Raw genomic sequence first — 18,526 nt, 5'->3', positions numbered from 1 at the left:
TTCAGGAGAATGCCACCCTATATTGTCAAGTGATTTTCTGTATGGTATTCAATTGATGAATCTGAGCTTTGGCGTCTGACCTATCCTTGAATAACCATTGGATTTTTTGACAAATCATTAAAAAATTAGCTTCGGATTTTTCTCTGAATCCAGCCCGAAATACCTCCAAAAAGTAAATCGTTCACGACTCCATAGTGGCCGCGACAATACCTCCCCCTTACTTGACGAAAGAGACAATCAGCCCCTGAAGCCGGCGGACGGGGCAATACCCTTCGCTGAGTCTTCAGTCCCGTCGACAAACTGCCCGGGGAAGGAAGGAGAAAACTTTCCGAAGGGAGACCTTGGAATCCGCCGGTGCTTGCTGAGGTTTCTCACGAAGCTAGCATCCGCTGCGCATTCCACAAGCGGGAGCGAGTCCCCGTAGGAATTTTTTCTCCTGGATTCCCCCTCACCACACCCTATGAACCGGGACTGAAGACTCATCCATCCAACCCACCACCCCGGCCGCCGTCTTTCAGAGGCGTCCTCGCATCTCAACTAAATTCACAAACTTAAACAACAGCCGCTGTCCCTTCACCGAACAGCGGCTGTCACCCAAATTTCCCTTATTTCTGATTGATATAATTAACGAGGCCCCCGGCCGTTATGATCTTCTGCATAAACTCAGGGAACGCCTGTCCCTGGTAGTTCTTGTTCTTTGTCTTGTTGAAGATTATGCCGCTGTCAAAATCCACTTCCACTTCATCACCGTTTTCAATCGCCACCGCTGCTTCCGGGCATTCGATAATCGGCAGTCCGATATTGATCGCGTTGCGGTAGAAAATTCTTGCAAATGTCTCGGCGATGACACAGCTTACCCCGGCGCACTTGATGGCCAGAGGCGCATGTTCACGGGATGAACCGCAGCCGAAGTTCTTGTTGGCGACAATAATGTCACCGTCTTTTACCTTGCTGATAAATTCTTTATCAATATCTTCCATGCAGTGTTTTGCCAGCTCTTTTCCATCCGTCGCATTCAGGTACCTGGCCGGAATAATCACATCCGTGTCTACATTGTCGCCATATTTAAACACATGTCCACATGCCTTCATCTTACTTCCTCCTCATTCAAAAAGCATTATAATCCCAGCTCACAGGGACAGCTGATTTTGCCGGTTACCGCGCTGGCTGCCGCTATGGCGGGACTCGCCAGGTACACTTCCGAATCCACGTGGCCCATACGGCCTACAAAGTTGCGGTTTGTTGTGGAGATGCATCTCTCACCCTCCGCCAGGATTCCCATATATCCGCCAAGGCACGGTCCGCAGGTCGGCGTGCTCACAACAGCGCCCGCTTCCACGAATATTTCCATCAGGCCTTCTCTGATACACTGAAGATAAATGGACTGTGTGGCCGGAATTACGATACAGCGCACTCCCTTTGCCACTTTACGCCCTTTGAGGATTTCGGCGGCAATTCTCATGTCGTCGATTCTTCCGTTGGTGCAGGAACCGATTACGGACTGGTCGATCTTCACTTCGCCGACCTCGTCAATCGTCTTGGTATTCTCCGGAAGGTGAGGGAAGGCGATGGTCGGTTTAAGCTCCGACAAATCGATTGTGTAGACGGCATCGTACTCGGCGTCCTCATCTGCCTCATATACGGTATAATCCCGTTTTGAATGCTCTTTTATATACTCTTTCGTCAGTTCATCCACCGGGAAGATTCCGTTCTTACCGCCTGCTTCAATCGCCATGTTGCAGATCGTAAAGCGGTCGTCCATTGTCAGGTTCTTAATTCCGTCCCCGGTAAATTCCATGGATTTATAGAGGGCTCCGTCCACACCAATCATGCCGATAATATGTAAAATCACATCTTTACCGCTGACCCATTTGGACGGTTTTCCCGTAAGTTCAAATTTGATGGCGGAAGGCACTTTAAACCAGGCCTTACCCGTTACCATACCTGCTGCCATATCCGTACTTCCGACTCCGGTGGAGAAAGCGCCCAGGGCGCCATATGTACATGTATGGGAATCGGCTCCGATCACAGCATCACCAGCCACTACCAGACCTTTTTCCGGAAGCAGGGCATGTTCAATTCCCATCTCTCCCACGTCAAAATAGTTGGTAATATCGTGCCGACAGGCAAATTCACGGCAGCACTTACAGTTCTGTGCTGATTTGATATCCTTGTTCGGGATAAAATGGTCCATAACCAGGGCTATTTTATCTTTATTAAAAACAGACTGTGTATCCAGTTTCTGCATCTCATTGATTGCAACCGGTGTGGTGATATCATTGCCCAGCACCAGATCCAGCTCCGCCTCTATCAACTGGCCCGCTTTTACTTCCGGAAGGCCCGCGTGTGCAGCCAGAATTTTCTGAGTCATTGTCATTCCCATGATTTGATCTCCTCCTAAAAATTATGTATTTACATTATAGCATCAGCCCTGCTATAATACAAATATATAATACGAATATATGGTATAAACTTCAGTTATAGTTATGGTTCGCTGACTGCCAGAAAACGGCATGATGCAAACAGTAACACGGCGGTCCAGGATCACTGCCGCTGCGACTGATATACTCATTCAGATAAGGGGAAACGATATGGAACAACATTTATCCCAGTACAAAATTTTTTACGCTGTCGCCAAAGCGGGCAATATTTCAAAAGCGGCCAAGGAGCTGTTCATCAGTCAGCCGGCCATCAGTAAATCGATCAGCAAGCTGGAGGAAAACCTGGGCATCTCTCTGTTTACGAGAAATTCCAGAGGCGTCCAGCTTACGGTGGAGGGGCAGGTTCTGTTCAGCCATGTCAGCAATGCCTTCGACACGCTGAGCCGGGGCGAGAACGAGCTGAAGCGCATTAAGAATTTTAACATTGGACAGATCAAGATTGGAGTCAGCAATACGCTCTGTAAATATATCCTGCTTCCCTACCTGAAAGGATTTGTGGAGGAATATCCCCATGTCAAAGTTATGATTGACAGCCAGGATACCGCCCGTACCATATCCATGCTGGAACAGCAGAAACTGGACATCGGCCTGATCGCGGAACCCAGAACCAGAAGATCACTTTCCTTTATGCCGATTATGAGAATCGAGGACACCTTCGTCTGTACAAAATCATATCTGGACAACTTAAAAATACGCGAGGGGGAGGATGTCAACATTTTCTCCGCGGGCACGATCCTTCTGCTGGACAGAAACAATATGACCAGAACCCATATCGACGCCTATTTCTCCGAGCATAATATAGAAGTAAAGCAGGTTTTAGAGGCCACCACCATGGATCTCCTGATTGAGTTTGCCAAAACCGGCCTCGGCATCGGCTGCGTCATCCGGGAGTTTGTCCGCAATGAACTGGCCGACGGTTCACTGATCGAGATTCCGTTAAGCTCCCCTATCAGGAACAGAACCATCGGTTTTGCCTATAACCCGGCCTATGCCACGAAGACGATGAATAATTTTATACATTTCTGCTCCTCCAGCCGCGATTGACGGCATATTACCTCTTCGCGCGAGTGCACTTCCTGCCCGGAGGGCTTTTCATATCACAGGAGTTTCCTGTGATATGAAAAAGGATATTGTTTCACCACCCGCCACGGAGTGTCAAAACAATATCCTCTATTTTTTGTATTCGCTTTTATAAGTCTCCAAACAAGCTGCGTACCTGTTCTTCCGTCTCATTCAGGAGTTTCCTCCCCGATACATATTCAAAGGCTTCCCGCCACTCTCTGTCGTCGTAGCGGCCGGACTCAATCTCTCTCAATGCCCTCTTTATCTCGTCAAAGCGGCAGGAATCATGGAGATCCGATATATACAGACATCCCACGATTCGTTTCAATTCATCCAAAATCCCCTTGTTCTTATCCATTCCGATTACCTCGCCAATACAAATTGAAGTTATAATTTCTGTCATATCACGTTGAACACTACATATCATCTATTTTACGGCATCGAATGCTTCATGTCAATCGTTACTGCGCATATAATGCGATATTTTTACCAGTTTATGGCATAAACTATACATATAAAGGCGGTGTGATATGTATAGCGAATTTGACTTTGGCAGAAGATTATCGGAACTGCGCGAAAAAAAAGGGGTATCTGCCCGGGACATGAGTCTTTCTCTCGGACAGAACCCCGGTTACATCAATAAAGTGGAAAATGGAAAATCCATGCCCTCTATGGAAGTTTTCTTCTATATCTGCGAATATTTGGCGATATCACCGTCCGATTTTTTCGCATCCGGCAAAAAGGATCCGCAAAAGATTAAGGAAATTTCGGAAGAATGCCAAAATCTGAGCAGTGAAGTCCTGGGACATGTCCTGGCAATTATAAAATCTCTGGCGGAACACAGGCGCTGAAACGGCAGGCAGACGCTGCGGCTCATTTACTTCTTTGAATTTAGAAACTCCATTGCCGTGCTCTCCGTACACTAGTCACAGGCACCAATGGCGAAAAGTATGCAATGCGTACTTTTCGTCACTTTCTTTCTACTGCGCCATACCGCTGTTACACGGTTCTGCCCCGGAATCCTTTATCACCTCTATTTTTCCGTATCGTAATTCCAGTCGATAATACCGCCGAAATCATAAACGTTTTTATAGCCCATCTTTACCAGCTTATCGGAGGCGTCTTTGCTGCGTCTTCCGGAACGGCAGTATACCAGAAGTGTTGCATCCTTATCATTCAAAAGCTCCGGCTCCGTATCCAGAATCTCCTCGTTAGGAATATTAATTGCACCGGGTACATGGCCTTCCTTGTACTCCTGCAGCGTCCTCACGTCAACTACCGTCACTTCTGACTGTTCCATCATTTCCTTTGCTTCTGCCGCCGAGATTTTATGATATGCCGTCTCTTCCGGCTGCGGTTCCATCTGTGTATTCTCCTGCTCTCCCATCGGTTCCTCCATTTCTGTCTCCATGCCGGCCATCATACCGGTTTCCATGCCGGTTTCCGTCTGTACCTGTGCCGGTTTCCCGGCCTTTGCCCCTGCACATCCTGCCAGGCCCATCACAAGCAGAACTCCTGCCCCTAATCCAATCCATGTGCTTTTCTTCATATTTTAGCCCTCTTATCTGAAAAATCCAACTGGAAATATTTTCCTTTGTCTTTTGTGTCGTTATGATTATATCCTGTTTAACTCTGTCCCGGTCCTCCGGGTCCCGCCGGCCCGGCAGATTCCGTCGCTCCAGCGGGATCTGCCTGCTCTGCGGGTTGTACAGATCCGGACGGCAGCGCGGCGTCAGCGGGGCCGGTCACATCTGTGGCGTCCGGCAAACCGGTCTGATCCGTACCCGGCTGTCCTGCTTCCGGAACTCCCTCCTGGGCGCTTCCTGATTCTGCCGGTAATACCGTCTGAGGCACCGTCGTGTTTCGTTCAATTTTTCCTGCTTTGCTCTTATAGTAGCTGTTATGAAGAGGTTCCTCTTTCATTACTTTTCCGTCCTTGGTCACGACACGGAAGCTCTTCCACACAGAACCGCTCTGTCCCTGATCCACTACCTGCTCCGTTCCAAATGGAAGCTGCACATTCTCTTCGTAGGACGGCGCTGCGGGATCCGTATCCTTGACTTTTTCCGATTTAATACTTACTTTTACCCCGTCTTCCAGAACGGGTATGCCGACGATGGATAATTTTAATTCCAGTCCGTCGACAGAAGCCCGCAGCACTATGGGTGCAGCGCTTGTATTGACAAATTTAAGATCCGGGCCTGCGTAACCATCGAAGCTGACCATGGCATCCTGCCCCTTTTCTACATAAGAGGGGGCAAAACTGTGGGCGTTGCGCTCCGTGGTCTTAAAACCGGCTTCTATAATGGAGTGGTAAAGTGTAGTGGATACCTGGCACACTCCGCCGCCCGGCTCCTCAATCAGAACGCCGTTTCTATAGGCTCCCGCGGGCTGATATCCTTTTTCTTTCGTCCTGTTTCCGGTTGTATTGTTAAATGAAAATTCTTCGCCCGGCTGCAGGATGAGTCCGTCAATGGCCTCTGCGGCCAGGGTGACGTTCTGGTTCCTGTTTTTATTGTTCGTCAGCTTTGTTTTAAACGTTCCAATCACCTTATACTGGGCTTTCGCCTGCGCCTGGGTGCGTGCCGGCGCCGTCACGGTAAAACCGGCCTCCACTGGTGCGGAATAGTTCTTTTCTTTTACCATTCTCATGATATCTTCCACCAGGCGGTCCTGATTCAGCGTCCGTCCACTTGCCTCTTTGGAATATTCATAGACACCTGTTTTTTTATCAAAGGACACCACCTTGGAATCGGAGGGTTTTCTGTCCCATTTTTCGGCAAGGGCCAAAACCTGCCCGCGCACATCCTCCTCCATTTTTCCGTAGTCGAACGACAGTTTAAGTTCCTCCTCCGGCCGGGATGGGATGCTCTGAATCAGACGCCCTATCTCGTTGTCAACCGGGTTTACGAGTTCCTCCGTTCCATCCGGCCCCTGAACCGTTACGGGACCGGAATATTTTTTCTTTAATGTCTCCTGTGCTTCCTCTCCTGAAAGTCCGGTGATGACGGTATCTTCTACAGTTACCGCGGCCGTTTTCCCCGATGTCTCTAAAGTGGAACCGCTCTCTTTATCAATGATACTCTCCTGTACCTGCGTTTCCATGTTTCCCAGAGCTGCCGCCTGCTTTTTCTGTATCAGGGGCAGGGTGATTGCAAGAATCACCGCCACAGCCCCTGCCGCTCCGATGATGAACGTCGGATACTTCCGGCGCCTCCCTGCCCTCTTTCTGCTCCTTGTCATATTCTTTCCGTTCCTTCCATTATTTCGTTCCGTCATTTTTATCGTCTCTTTATCCGGCTCTACTGCCGCTGTTCATCATTTAGTCAATGTTAAATAAGTCGTTAAATGCCTCGCTCATCGTCGGGTGAGTGTAAATCATATCGCGCAGCTTTGTATAAGGAATCTGTGCGTCTATTGCAAGCTTCACCAGGTTAACCATCTCATGGGACTCTTCGCAGAAGAGATGCGCTCCCAGAATCAAACCTGTCTTCTCATCGATCACGGCTTTTAAAAGACCGGAAGGCTGCTCTAACACCTGGGCCTTCGGGATTGCCCCTGCCATCAGTCTGGCTACCTTGACCTGGTATCCCTTTTCAACTGCCTCCTGCTCGCTCATTCCCACTCTGGAGAACGGAGGATTTAAGAAGACACTGTACGGTACGGCTCCGCGTTCATTGAGCGTATAGCTGCCGTCTCCGAGAACCGCCGATTTGACAATGCGGAAATCATCCAGTGAAATATAGGTGAACTGAAGTCCACCCGCCACATCCCCCATTGCATAAATATGCGGTACGGAAGTCTGCATATGCTCATTTACAGCCACTCCGCCGCGGGCATTCAGCTCCACACCGGCTGCTTCCAGGCCCAGTTCTGTGGTATTTGGCCTTCTTCCTGTTGCTACAAGAACCGCATCCGCGCTTAATTTTGTCACCGTGCCGCCAACCTTTACCGTAACGGAGGCCCTGCCGTTATCTTCCAGCACCGACTGGATTCCGGCGCTTGTAATCACGGTTGCGCCGCGGCTCTCAAGATTCTCCCTTACGGCATTTGCTATCTCCTCATCCTCTCTCGGAAGGAAGCGCTCTTCGTTCTGGAGAATCGTAACGCTGCTGCCAAAGTCCGCATAAATGGAGGCAAACTCTACTCCGATATAACCGCCGCCGATAATTACCAGCTTCTCCGGCAATTTTTTAAGTTCCAGAAGCCCTTCACTTGTATATGCATATGGATTTCCTTTCAGCCCTTCAATCGGAGGTACAAAAGCTGCGGAACCTGTATTTAAGAAAATCTGCGCGCCTTCGAGTTCTTCCCTCCCCTGCTCTGTCGTCACCTCGACCGTGTGCGGGGAAAGCAGTTTTGCCCTGCCTGTGATAACCGTCACATTGGGAGCCTGTGCAGCCTTCTGATAATTCTTTTCGCGAAGCTTTCCGGTAAGGCCCGACTTTCCTTCGACTGCCCTCTCATACATTGCCGCCCGCTCCTCGAAGCTGCCTGCGGACATCTTTGCTTCCTGTGCTTTATGTACCAGAAACTTGGTCGGAATACACCCCACGTTGATACAGGTCCCGCCGTACATACCGGAAGACTGCTCAATCAGCGCCGTGCGCTTTCCGGCCTTTCCCATTGCCGCCGCGAGAGTTTTACCTCCCTTGCCAAAACCGATGATAACCGCGTCATAATTATGATTCCTGTTCTCCATGTTGCTCCTCCTTATTTATCTTCTTTTCAATCTGTACTTTTTTTAGTTACAGTTCATACTGTTACAATAACAGATACAGTTCTTCCTGTCAACACTTTTTTCAAATATTTTCTAATTTTACTAATATTATTTTTGCCAAAAGGAAAAAACCTCATACAGCTTTTGTAATGAAAAAAGATAAATCGGACGGCAAAGCGGAACCCAAACACCCTGTCCCCGTTACTGTTCATACCACGGTTAAAAAGCAGCTGTGCCGCAAACAATAACAGGCTGCGCGATGCACAGAAACGGCAAAAAACGCAGCGCGGGACATAAATTATTATACTCTACTTTTTTACTCATATTTGTGGTATACTTTGGAAAATTGGATGAAACAGGAGGAAACACGAATGCCTGTATATAAAAAGGAACAATACGGACAAGTCATCGTTCGGATAAAAGAAAAAATAGCTGCTTTGGAAATTGATATGGGGAACCCCCTTACGGAAGAAGAGATTCTGCGTTTTGAAACGCATTGTAATATCCGGCTTCCGGAGGCATACCGCATGTTTTTAAAAGAAATCGGCAATGGCTGCGTCATGATTGACGGCTTTCGGTTAATGGGGATGGATGAAATGGACTGGGAAGACTTATCGAGGCCGTTTATACTGGAAAAAGAATGGATCTGGGAAGATGATACGGATTTTCCCGAAGGAAATGCACTGACAGAGGCAATTGAACTGATGGCTTATAATGGAGAAATTGAACTGATTGATCTCGGTGACGCTATGAGTTATCACCTGATTGTGAGCGGCAAATGCCGGGGGGAGGTCTGGAATTTTACCGATGTCGGCGTCCAGCCCTGCTGCGAACGCCAGGATTTTCTCGGATGGTTTGAATTGTGGCTGGATCATCAGGAGGATGTGGATTATTTTAAAGATTACGCCGGCTGACCGGCAGAGACTTATTATTTTCTATCAAATGGGTATTCCGCTTTCCTTTGATTTAACAAACGGCATAGTCTGTTTAGACTATGCCGTATATGTACCAACATCTCTGTGACACGGTTCCCGATCAGGCTGCTGCCCGGAACCGCTGCTTCATTGGCCGGATGCCGGATATTAGTTATCGATTAATTTGTTTGTATTGTTCCAGCTATAGAGCTTACGCAGCTCTTTTCCGGTAGCTTCAAGCTGATGAGCCGCTTCTTTCTTTCTCATTGCGTTGAAGTGCGGGCAGTTAACCTGATTCTCAAGCAGCCAGTTCTTTGCAAACGTACCGTCCTGGATGTCTGTGAGGATCTGCTTCATTGCTTTCTTTGTTTCGTCTGTTACGATCTTCGGTCCTGTGATATAATCGCCGAACTCAGCCGTATTGGAAATGGAATATCTCATTCCTGCAAATCCGCTCTCATAGATTAAGTCTACGATCAGCTTCATCTCATGGATACACTCAAAATATGCACTCTCAGGCTCATATCCTGCTTCTACCAGAGTTTCAAATCCTGCTTTCATCAGGGCTGTAACGCCGCCGCAGAGAACAGCCTGCTCGCCGAACAGATCGGTCTCGGTCTCCTCGCGGAATGTGGTCTGTAACACGCCTGCTCTTGCTCCGCCAATAGCCAGTGCATAAGCCAGTGCCTTATCATGGGCTTTGCCCGTGAAATCCTGCTGAACTGCGATCAGACAGGGAACTCCTCTGCCTCTCTGGTACTCGCTTCTTACCGTATGTCCCGGTCCCTTCGGTGCAATCATCGTTACGTCGATGTTCTTCGGAGGAACAATCTGACCGAAGTGGATGGCAAAACCGTGTGCAAACATCAGCATGTTGCCCTCTTCCAGGTTTGGCTCAACGGACTCTTTATACATCTGAGCCTGTTTCTCATCGTTGATAAGAACCATGATAATGTCGGCCTTCTTAGCTGCTTCTGCTGCTGTATAAACCTCAAATCCTGCTTCTTCTGCCTTCGCCCAGGATTTGCTGCCTTCATATAAACCGATAATTACATGACAGCCCGACTCTTTTGCATTGAGCGCATGGGCATGTCCCTGGCTGCCGTAACCGATAACGGCAATTGTCTTTCCTTCTAATAATGATAAATTACAATCTTCCTGATAATAAATCTTTGCCATGTTTGTGTACTCCTCCTTGGGATATGTATAAAGTTGATAATTTTATAAAGAATGCCGCCGACGCCTCTCTGTGCGCCTTTGGCGACACTTTGTAACTTGGTTACGGAAGGAAGCGGACGTCGTCTGCCCCTCTGGAAAGTCCGGTAAGTCCGGTCCTTGCAAGCTCCAGTATCTCATAATCTTCCAGAAGATTAATCATCGCATCCAGCTTGGACTGATCTCCTGTCAGCATAACCGTGACGGATTCCTTGCCAACGTCTACAATCGACGCGCGGAAAATCTCGGCAATTGAATTAATTGCCATACGCTCACTGGCATTGGCTCTCACCTTTACCATCATAAGCTCACGGTAAACGGAATGACCTTCCCGGAGTTCCTTAATATCATGGACATCTTCGAGTTTTCCCAGCTGCTTCTGTATCTGTTCAAGCACCTGCTGATCTCCCAGAGACACTACCGTCATCCTGGAATATCTCGGATCGGCTGTAACGCCTACGGTAAGGCTCTCAATGTTATATCCGCGGCGGCTGAATAAGCCTGCCACACGGCTCAGAACACCGGCGGTGTTATCTACTAATAATGATAAAACAATTCTGCTCATCTGCAATCCTCACCTCGCTATGTATTACATCGCTATGTATTACATTTAATATTAACAATCAAATCTTTCTTTGTCAACTAATTAAAAGGAATGGGTCATATTACTTTCAGATATATCTTATTTATCGTTTGGGGACGCGGATGGATGGATTGTGAGTCTTCAGTCCCGTGGGAAGGTATGGTGTGGGGGGGATACGGAAGAAAGCTTCCTCCCCTCTCTTCAACATTATAACTACTTTTTAGTTGACAGCACCCTCCTATTATGTCATACTTTAATAAGTAGTTTTGATAACCACATCTGGAGGTTTTTGATTATGAATGTAGATTATAATGCGAATGAGAATAAAGATACCCATGAGAAAGTTGCTATTCTGATTGACTCGGGCTGTGATGTTACGGACGAGCTGATCAGGCAGTATCATATGAAGCTTCTGCGGCTGCATGTCATTTATCCTGAAAAGGATTATTCCGATGATCTGGATATTACACCGCAGATGGTGTACAGCCGTTTTCCGGGGGAAATCCCGCACACTTCCACTCCCGGACCGCAGGAAGTGAAGGATATGGTGGATGAGATTAAGCGGGAAGGTTATACCCACGTACTGTCTTTTGCCATCTCGAGCGGGCTGAGCGGCACCTATAATACGATTTGCGGCGTTTTGAACGAGGAGACGGAACTGACCTCCTTTGTTCTTGACACACGCAATGTTTCCTTTGGATCGGGGGTTCTAGCCGTATGGGCCGCGAAAAAGCTGGAGGAAGGCATGTCCTATGACGAACTGGTCCGCATCCTTCCCGGCAAGGTGAAGGATTCGAAGATCTTCTATTATATGGATACCCTGACCTATCTGCAGAAGGGGGGACGGATCGGACTCGTCACCTCCATCGTAGGCAGTATCTTAAATCTGAAACCGATTATCTCCTGCAACGAGGAGGGTGTCTATTATACAGTCGCCAAAATCCGGGGCTCCAGACAGGGTCTGACCAAGCTTCTCTCCGAGGCGAAGGAATTTGCCGGAGATTCTCCGGTTTGGTTCTCCCTGTTGAACGGCGACGCCGCTGCCGCGTCCGCCGAGATGCTGCCACGCCTTTCAAAGGAAATCCCGAACGGGGAGCTTCTTCTTACCAAACAGATCACCGCATCCCTTGCCGTACATACAGGACCGGGACTTTTGGGAATCGGAATCATGAAATTATAGGAAACGCAGAATCACCCATAGAAATACAAACAGGCCGCGGCAGATAATCGCCAGCGGCCTGTTTGTATTTCTATCATTATTAAATTACCGATTTTCCATATTACTGTATTTCTTATCGCGTTTCCGTACGTTTCAGGCTCTTGCGCTTTTTCTGGTTTCCCCTGTCTCCCCTGCTCCTTTTGCCGTTCCGAGCTTCTCCATCCAGTCGTCACCATATTTAAAGGCCATTTTCATCTCACTGCCGACGCTGATCAGTACCTCGTCATCCGGAATCTCTTCCCTCGTATACCAGCCTGCCTCGGCAAGTTCATCCTCCTCCAGGCGGATGGAGTCGTCTCCGTCCAGTTCGGCGTAGAATCCAATCATCTCCGTATCGGTAAATGCCCAGGGCTGGCTCTTGAAATACCGGATATTTTTGACCTTCAGGCCGACTTCCTCCATGACTTCTCTGCGGACTGTCTCCTCGAATGTCTCTCCAATCTCTACGAAACCGGCAATCAGGGCATAGCCTCTGTATGCACGGCCGCGGTATTTTGACATCAGCAATTTATCTCCGTTTGTAACCGCCACAATGACGGCCGGGGAAATCTTCGGATATTCAATCTGTCCGCATGCCGGGCATACAAGGGCCCGTTCCGTCTTACTGTCCATCGTCCTTGCACCGCAGTGGCCGCAGAACTTTCTGCTCTCGCGCCACCGCCAGACCTGTGTTGCCGTGATTGCGGCAAACGCCTGGAACATCGGCTCCATCATTCTGAAATACTGTGTTCCCTTCCATTCCAAACAGCCATTTCCCTCTATTTCTTCCCCTTCTTTTTTCTCCAGAAGAAAATATGGTTTTTCATCGATTGAAAATAAATAAACCGCCCGTTTACGCGCATCGGGCACGATTGCCGCCAGATCGGAAAACGTTGGGATTTCAAAGAGAGCTTCCCGGGCAAAAAAAGCGTTCTGATTCTCCATGTTTCCGCTTTTGTCCTGCACTTCTGCCTCCCTGTTAATCAGAAGTGCGCCGTTATTATGTATCAGTAAGACGTAATCATCCAGTTCCGGTTTCCGGTCGCTGAAGGCATTGTCAAATTTATGAGGGGCAATATCCTGTATCATTTCGTATACCATCCTTTTCATCTTGTATATTTTCAGACGGGAAATGGGGCATCGGCCAGAGACGAAGTCCGCCCAGTCCTTCTTTTTCCCGTTCTCATCCACTTGAACTATTATATTGCTTTTTGGCAGGAGGTGCAATGGAAATGTCGTTTTATATTACGGCAAAAAAAATAGAGGGCGCCGAGTAAGGCACCCTCAAGGTCTGGTTCTTTGTATACCTTTTCCGGCCTAAACGTCTTCAAGCGTTTTCTTACTGCTCCGCTTTCAGCGTTTTTATCAGCTTTTTCACGTCACAGTTCCCACTCCCGGCATAAAGCCTGCCGTCCAGAAGAAAATTGGGAGCGGTCCTGCACTGTTTCAGGCAGTCTCTCGTTTCCAGGAGGATTTTCTTATCCGGGGACAATGCACCAGAGGAAGGAATTTTCCCCTTGATCCCAAGCTCCTTCTTTATCGTGTCCAGAAAATCTTTGTCTTCCCGGTGACAGTTTTTCCCCGTGCAGACGGTGAGGCGGTGCCGGTAGGGAGCCGGTTTCAGGCTTTTGTACAGCTTCATGATACAGTCGATTACCGTCCCCTTCACCCCTGCCGCTTCCGCCGCCATCGCGCTGTGTTCGGGGGTAATGCAGCCGTACAGCTCCTGTATCTCCTGCAGCATGGAAACAATGTTCTCCTGGGAGGAAGGGGATGTCATGCTGCTGTAATATCCCAGTATTTCCTTCAGCCCCTCCTCGCGTTTATCCGATATGGTTTCCCCAATCAAGCTTTCCCCGGCCAGGCTCCCCCCGGTCAAGTTTCTCCCGGCCAGGCTTTCTCCAGCTGCGCTTATCTTTGCCTCTGATTTTTTCTCCTGGTTTTTCATTTTGCTCTCACTCTCCTGCTCATACTCCTGCCACCGTTCCCCTTTACTGTAAGTTTGCATTGGGAAGACGGCAGCCTGTTTACGCCTTTCGCTTTTCGGATAGTATGGGCAAAGTAAGGAATTTTTATCCTTTTGTTAACGTTAAACTGCGCCTCGCGGGATAACGGGCTCTTCTTATCGCGACATGGCAGGCTCTGCTTTTCGGGTCACAGCAGGTTCCGCTTTATGAAAGACGGTTTTTAAAATCTTCATAGCCAAACTCTTTTACCAGCCGCAAATTCCCTACGGCATCCCTGAATACGATGGACGGCAGCGGCATTCCGTTAAATGTATTATTTTTCACCATTGTATAGAGCGCCATGTCACAGAAAATCACCTGTCCGCCCTCCTCAAGCGGAGTGTCGAAGGAATAGTCCCCTATGACATCTCCGGCCAGGCAGGTTGGGCCGCCGAGGCGGTATGTATACTTCTTTTCCCCTGGTTCACCGCCGCCCTGTACCGGCGGGCGGTAGGGCATCTCCAGCACATCCGGCATGTGGCAGGCGGCCGACGCGTCGAGAATCGCAATCTCCATTCCGTTTTCCATCCGTTCCAGCACCGTGGAAACGAGGAAACCCGCATTCAATACAACGGCCTCCCCCGGCTCCAGATATACCTCCAGACCGTATTTTTCCCTCAGCTTTTTAATCAGGCTTATCAGCTTTTCCCTGTCATAGTCCTGTCTCGTGATGTGATGGCCGCCGCCCAGGTTCAGCCATTTAAGACCGGACAGGTATGGACCGAACTTTTCTTCTACCGCCGCCAGCGTTATCTCCAACGCATCCGAATTCTGTTCACAGAGAGTGTGAAAATGGAAGCCGTCCAGAAGGGGCAGTATCCCGTTCTCAAAGTCTCCGGCGCTGCCGAGATTCTTCTTTACGGTACCCAGCCTGGAACCCGGGGAACAGGGATCGTAGATCGCATGTCCCTCCTGGGTTGAACACTCTGGATTTAAGCGGAGTCCTACGGATTTTCCCGCCCGTTTTGCCCTGTCCCCATATTTTTTCACCTGGGACGGTGAATTGAATACAATATGATCCGCGTACCGGAGGATTTCCTCAAACTCATCTTCCCTGTATGCCGCGGAAAAGACATGGGTTTCGCCTCCAAATTCCTCGTGCCCCAGCCTGGCCTCAAAGAGGCCGCTGGCAGCCGAACCGGACAGGTATTTTTTCAGAAGCGGGTAGGCGTAAAACATGGAAAACGCCTTCTGCGCCAGCAGAATTTTACAGCCAGAACGCTCTGAAACGTCCTTTAAAATCTTCAGGTTTTCCGTTAACAACGCCTCATCCACCAGATAATAGGGGGTTCTCAATGTTTGATTCCGGTTTTCCATCTGCTGTCTCTCCTTCATTGATGCTGTATTCTCAGTCTACCAGTACAGGCTCATGAGATTCTTTCCATGGAAGTCCCCATTTGTTCAATGCATCCATAAAGGGATCCGGATCAAATTCCTCGATATTGTAAACTCCCGGTTTCTGCCATGTTCCGTTCATGACCAGCATCGCGCCTATCATGGCCGGTACGCCGGTCGTGTAGGAAATTGCCTGGGAGCCAACCTCTTTGTAGCATTCCTGGTGATCGCAAATATTGTAGAGGTAATATTTCTTCTCTATTCCGTCCTTCTTTCCCTGGAAAATGCAGCCGATGTTGGTTTTTCCCACCGTGCGCGGACCAAGGGAGGCCGGATCCGGAAGAACCGCTTTTAAGAACTGAAGGGGAACAATTTCCCTGCCCTCATACATAATCGGTTCAATGGAAGTCATTCCTACGTTTTCAAGGCATTTCAGGTGGGTCAGATAGCTCTGTCCAAAGGTCATAAAGAAACGGATCCGTTTGATGCCAGGCATATTTAACGCCAGGGACTCGATCTCCTCGTGATGCAGCAGATACATATCCTTTTCGCCGACGCCTTCAAAGTTATAAACTCTCTTGATCTCCATCGGCTCTGTCTCCACCCAGTGTCCGTCCTCCCAATAGGAGCCTTTGGCCGATACCTCGCGGATGTTGATTTCCGGGTTGAAGTTGGTGGCAAAGGGATAACCGTGGTCGCCGCCGTTGCAGTCCAGGATGTCGATATAGTTAATCTCATCGAATTCATGTTTCAGCGCATATGCGGAAAACACACCGGTCACTCCCGGATCGAAACCGCTTCCAAGCAGAGCGGTGATACCCGCTTTTTCAAATTTTTCCCTGTATTCCCACTGCCATTTGTATTCAAATTTGGCCGTGTCCTCGGGTTCGTAATTGGCCGTATCAATATAGTGGGTTTTCGTTTCCAGGCAGGCGTCCATGATCGCCAGATCCTGATATGGCAGAGCCAGGTTCAGCACCACGTCCGGTTTGTATGATTCAATGAGGACAACCAGTTCCTCCACGTTGGCCGCGTCCACCTGCGCAGTCTCGATTTCCGTCTTTGTTTTTCCCGCCAGTTTCTCTTTTAACGCATCACATTTTGACTTTGTTCGGCTCGCAATGCAGATTGATTCAAATACTTCGCTGTTCTGGCAGCATTTCTGGATGACCACAGATGCTACGCCGCCGCAGCCGATAATTAACGCTCTTCCCATGATAAATCCTCCCTTTTCTGATTATTGTCTGTTCGGTTTATTGTCCTGTTCTTGTTATTGCCTGTTTTTGCTATTGCCTGTTTTATCCCTGGTCTAACGCCGTCCAGACAGGGCAATCAGCATTTCCCTGACGATTTTACAGGCTGCTGCGGTTGATGCCCCGGATGCATCAAGCATCGGAGCCAGTTCGTTGACATCACAACCGACCACGCTGGCGTTCCCGCAGACCAGGGTTACGGCCCTGCGGAGCTCGTCAAAGCTCACGCCTCCCGGTTCCGGCGTTCCCGTTCCGGGAAATACCGACGGATCCATTACATCGAGATCCACGGTAAAGTATACGGGTTTTCCTTCCAGCACTTTTAAAGTCTCTCCGATGTCTTCTTCCCTGAGTGTAAAGGGAACCATTTTCACGTGTCCGCGTCCCCAGTTCCACTCTTCCCTGTCACCGGATCGGATTCCAAACTGGAAGATCCGGCCGTCCCCCACCAGTTCATGGCACCGCCTGATTACGCAGGCGTGGGAAAGTTCAGTCCCCAGATATTCCTCCCTCAAATCGGCGTGCGCATCGAAATGGATGATATGAAGATCCGGATATTTTTTCTTTGCCGCCCTGACGGCTGCCAGGGTTACCAGATGTTCACCGCCGATTAGAAACGGCAGTTTTCCATCCTGAAGTATCCCGGCCGCCCTCTGTTCCAAATCCGCAAGGGCGGCTCCTGTATTCCCGAAACTGAGTTCCAAATCCCCGCTGTCAAACACGGAGCATTCTAAAAGATCCCGGTCCTGATAAGGAGAATAACTCTCCAAACCGTACGATTCCGACCTCACCGCCCTGGAACCGAAGCGCGCGCCGGGCCGGTAGGAGGTGGTGGAATCAAAGGGCGCGCCGTAAAGCACGATCCCGGCCTCCTCATAGGCTGCATCGCAGGCCAGAAAATTTTCAATATTTGCCTTCAACATCTTCTAACATCTCCTCTACGTAAGCGGGCAGATAAAACGCGCCCTTATGAAGTGTGGTGGTATAGTAGCGGCACGGGAGGCCCCGCATATTCCATCTTGTCTCATTTAAATCCTTAAGCGGATGGTATTTCTTAGACGCAAAGCCGAACAGCCAGTGGCCCGACGGATAGGTCGGGATGTGGGCCTGGTAAACACGGCTGATGGGAAATGATTCCACAATCCGTTTATGCGCCCGTTTGCACGCCTCCGCATCGTCATCATAGAAGGGGCTCTCATGCTGGTTCACCATGATGCCGTCCTCTTTAAGAGCCTTGTAACAGTTTCCGTAAAATTCCCTTGTGAAGAGTCCTTCTCCCGGACCAAAGGGATCCGTGGAATCCACGATAATCAGATCGTATCTGTTCTCACAGTCCCGGATGAATTTCAGCCCGTCTTCGTAGTGGATGGCAAGTCTTTCGTCATCCAGGCGGCAGGCCGTTTTCGGAAGATATTTCCTGCATACCTCCACCACAAGGGGATCGATCTCCACCATATCGATATGCTCGATCTCGTGATACCTGGTCAGTTCCCGGATCACGCCGCCGTCCCCGGCTCCGATTACAAGCGCCTGCTTTACCGACGGATGGACGGCCATCGGCACATGGGTAATCATTTCATGGTAGATAAATTCATCTTTTTCCGTCAGCATCATATATCCGTCCAATGTAAGAAAACGGCCGAATTCCGGTGAATCGAAAACATCGATCCGCTGGAATTCACTCTTGCCGCTGTAGAGCTGCCGATCCACCCGGATCGACAGTTTCACATTTGGCGTATGTTGTTCAGAAAACCAAAAATTCATTTTTATCCCCCTTTCAGTTTGGATACTCCGTTATG

The 18,526-nt window shown here is 49.1% G+C and carries 18 protein-coding genes; 4 read left to right on the top strand and 14 right to left on the bottom strand.

Annotated features, from left to right (window positions below; translation table 11 throughout):
* Positions 1-605: 605 nt before the first annotated feature.
* Together leuD and leuC are read right to left on the bottom strand one after the other, a co-directional pair.
* Positions 606-1,091, bottom strand: coding sequence for a 3-isopropylmalate dehydratase small subunit (leuD, locus tag V3C10_08635; protein ID WVP63852.1), 486 nt, complete (start codon positions 1,089-1,091; stop codon positions 606-608).
* A gap of 26 nt (positions 1,092-1,117) precedes the next feature.
* A complete protein-coding gene (gene leuC, locus V3C10_08630; GenBank protein ID WVP63851.1) occupies positions 1,118-2,383 on the bottom strand; it encodes a 3-isopropylmalate dehydratase large subunit in 1,266 nt (421 codons plus the stop codon).
* 208 nt (positions 2,384-2,591) lie between these two features.
* Here leuC and V3C10_08625 point away from each other — a divergent pair, with 208 nt between their 5' ends.
* Positions 2,592-3,485 carry a LysR family transcriptional regulator gene (locus V3C10_08625; protein WVP63850.1) on the top strand — a complete coding sequence of 298 codons (894 nt, stop codon included), beginning with the start codon at positions 2,592-2,594 and terminating at the stop codon, positions 3,483-3,485.
* Positions 3,486-3,630: 145 nt separating this feature from the next.
* On the opposite strand, the gene V3C10_08620 is transcribed toward V3C10_08625, so the two are convergent.
* Positions 3,631-3,861 carry a hypothetical protein gene (locus V3C10_08620; protein WVP63849.1) on the bottom strand — a complete coding sequence of 77 codons (231 nt, stop codon included), beginning with the start codon at positions 3,859-3,861 and terminating at the stop codon, positions 3,631-3,633.
* 172 nt (positions 3,862-4,033) lie between these two features.
* Here V3C10_08620 and V3C10_08615 point away from each other — a divergent pair, with 172 nt between their 5' ends.
* Positions 4,034-4,354 (top strand): helix-turn-helix transcriptional regulator, encoded by a 321-nt coding sequence (locus V3C10_08615; GenBank protein WVP63848.1) that lies wholly within the window; start codon positions 4,034-4,036, stop codon positions 4,352-4,354.
* 182 nt (positions 4,355-4,536) lie between these two features.
* On the opposite strand, the gene V3C10_08610 is transcribed toward V3C10_08615, so the two are convergent.
* The 3 genes from V3C10_08610 to V3C10_08600 all read right to left on the bottom strand — a co-directional run bounded on the left by V3C10_08610 (position 4,537) and on the right by V3C10_08600 (position 8,205).
* Positions 4,537-4,890, bottom strand: a complete 354-nt coding sequence (locus V3C10_08610) for a rhodanese-like domain-containing protein (GenBank protein ID WVP64599.1) — start codon at positions 4,888-4,890, stop codon at positions 4,537-4,539.
* Between the two features lie 239 nt (positions 4,891-5,129).
* The gene (locus V3C10_08605; GenBank protein ID WVP63847.1) at positions 5,130-6,782 is read right to left on the bottom strand and encodes a VanW family protein; all 1,653 of its coding nucleotides are present in this window, start codon (positions 6,780-6,782) and stop codon (positions 5,130-5,132) included.
* Between the two features lie 43 nt (positions 6,783-6,825).
* Positions 6,826-8,205, bottom strand: coding sequence for an FAD-dependent oxidoreductase (locus V3C10_08600; GenBank protein WVP63846.1), 1,380 nt, complete (start codon positions 8,203-8,205; stop codon positions 6,826-6,828).
* Between the two features lie 389 nt (positions 8,206-8,594).
* On the opposite strand from V3C10_08600, the gene V3C10_08595 reads away from it, so the two are divergent.
* Positions 8,595-9,137, top strand: a complete 543-nt coding sequence (locus V3C10_08595) for an SMI1/KNR4 family protein (GenBank protein ID WVP63845.1) — start codon at positions 8,595-8,597, stop codon at positions 9,135-9,137.
* Positions 9,138-9,305: 168 nt separating this feature from the next.
* Here the strand turns inward: V3C10_08595 and ilvC are convergent, their stop codons facing one another.
* Both ilvC and ilvN read right to left on the bottom strand, forming a co-directional pair.
* Complete coding sequence (gene ilvC / locus V3C10_08590; protein WVP63844.1) at positions 9,306-10,316, bottom strand: ketol-acid reductoisomerase; 1,011 nt, start codon at positions 10,314-10,316, stop codon at positions 9,306-9,308.
* A gap of 100 nt (positions 10,317-10,416) precedes the next feature.
* Positions 10,417-10,917, bottom strand: coding sequence for an acetolactate synthase small subunit (gene ilvN / locus V3C10_08585; GenBank protein ID WVP63843.1), 501 nt, complete (start codon positions 10,915-10,917; stop codon positions 10,417-10,419).
* 313 nt (positions 10,918-11,230) lie between these two features.
* On the opposite strand from ilvN, the gene V3C10_08580 reads away from it, so the two are divergent.
* A complete protein-coding gene (locus V3C10_08580; protein WVP63842.1) occupies positions 11,231-12,115 on the top strand; it encodes a DegV family protein in 885 nt (294 codons plus the stop codon).
* Between the two features lie 132 nt (positions 12,116-12,247).
* Here the strand turns inward: V3C10_08580 and nudC are convergent, their stop codons facing one another.
* From nudC to speE, 6 genes are all read right to left on the bottom strand, one after another.
* Positions 12,248-13,222, bottom strand: coding sequence for an NAD(+) diphosphatase (nudC, locus tag V3C10_08575; protein WVP63841.1), 975 nt, complete (start codon positions 13,220-13,222; stop codon positions 12,248-12,250).
* A 250-nt stretch (positions 13,223-13,472) separates the two neighbouring features.
* Entirely contained in the window at positions 13,473-14,141 is a 669-nt protein-coding gene (locus V3C10_08570; protein ID WVP63840.1) for an NAD(P)H-dependent oxidoreductase subunit E, read from the bottom strand.
* A 163-nt stretch (positions 14,142-14,304) separates the two neighbouring features.
* Positions 14,305-15,456, bottom strand: a complete 1,152-nt coding sequence (gene nspC / locus V3C10_08565; GenBank protein ID WVP63839.1) for a carboxynorspermidine decarboxylase — start codon at positions 15,454-15,456, stop codon at positions 14,305-14,307.
* A 31-nt stretch (positions 15,457-15,487) separates the two neighbouring features.
* Positions 15,488-16,690, bottom strand: coding sequence for a saccharopine dehydrogenase family protein (locus V3C10_08560; protein ID WVP63838.1), 1,203 nt, complete (start codon positions 16,688-16,690; stop codon positions 15,488-15,490).
* Between the two features lie 93 nt (positions 16,691-16,783).
* Positions 16,784-17,650, bottom strand: coding sequence for an agmatinase (gene speB / locus V3C10_08555; protein ID WVP63837.1), 867 nt, complete (start codon positions 17,648-17,650; stop codon positions 16,784-16,786).
* Positions 17,631-18,491 carry a polyamine aminopropyltransferase gene (gene speE, locus V3C10_08550; GenBank protein ID WVP63836.1) on the bottom strand — a complete coding sequence of 287 codons (861 nt, stop codon included), beginning with the start codon at positions 18,489-18,491 and terminating at the stop codon, positions 17,631-17,633. The genes speB and speE overlap by 20 nt, the downstream gene beginning before the upstream one ends.
* Between the last annotated feature and the right edge of the window lie 35 nt (positions 18,492-18,526).

The organism is [Clostridium] symbiosum (genome assembly GCA_036419695.1).
Lineage (GTDB): Bacteria > Bacillota > Clostridia > Lachnospirales > Lachnospiraceae > Otoolea > Otoolea symbiosa_A.
The sequence above is the reverse complement of the archived record's forward strand: the minus strand, read 5'-3'. Positions and strand labels throughout refer to the sequence as shown.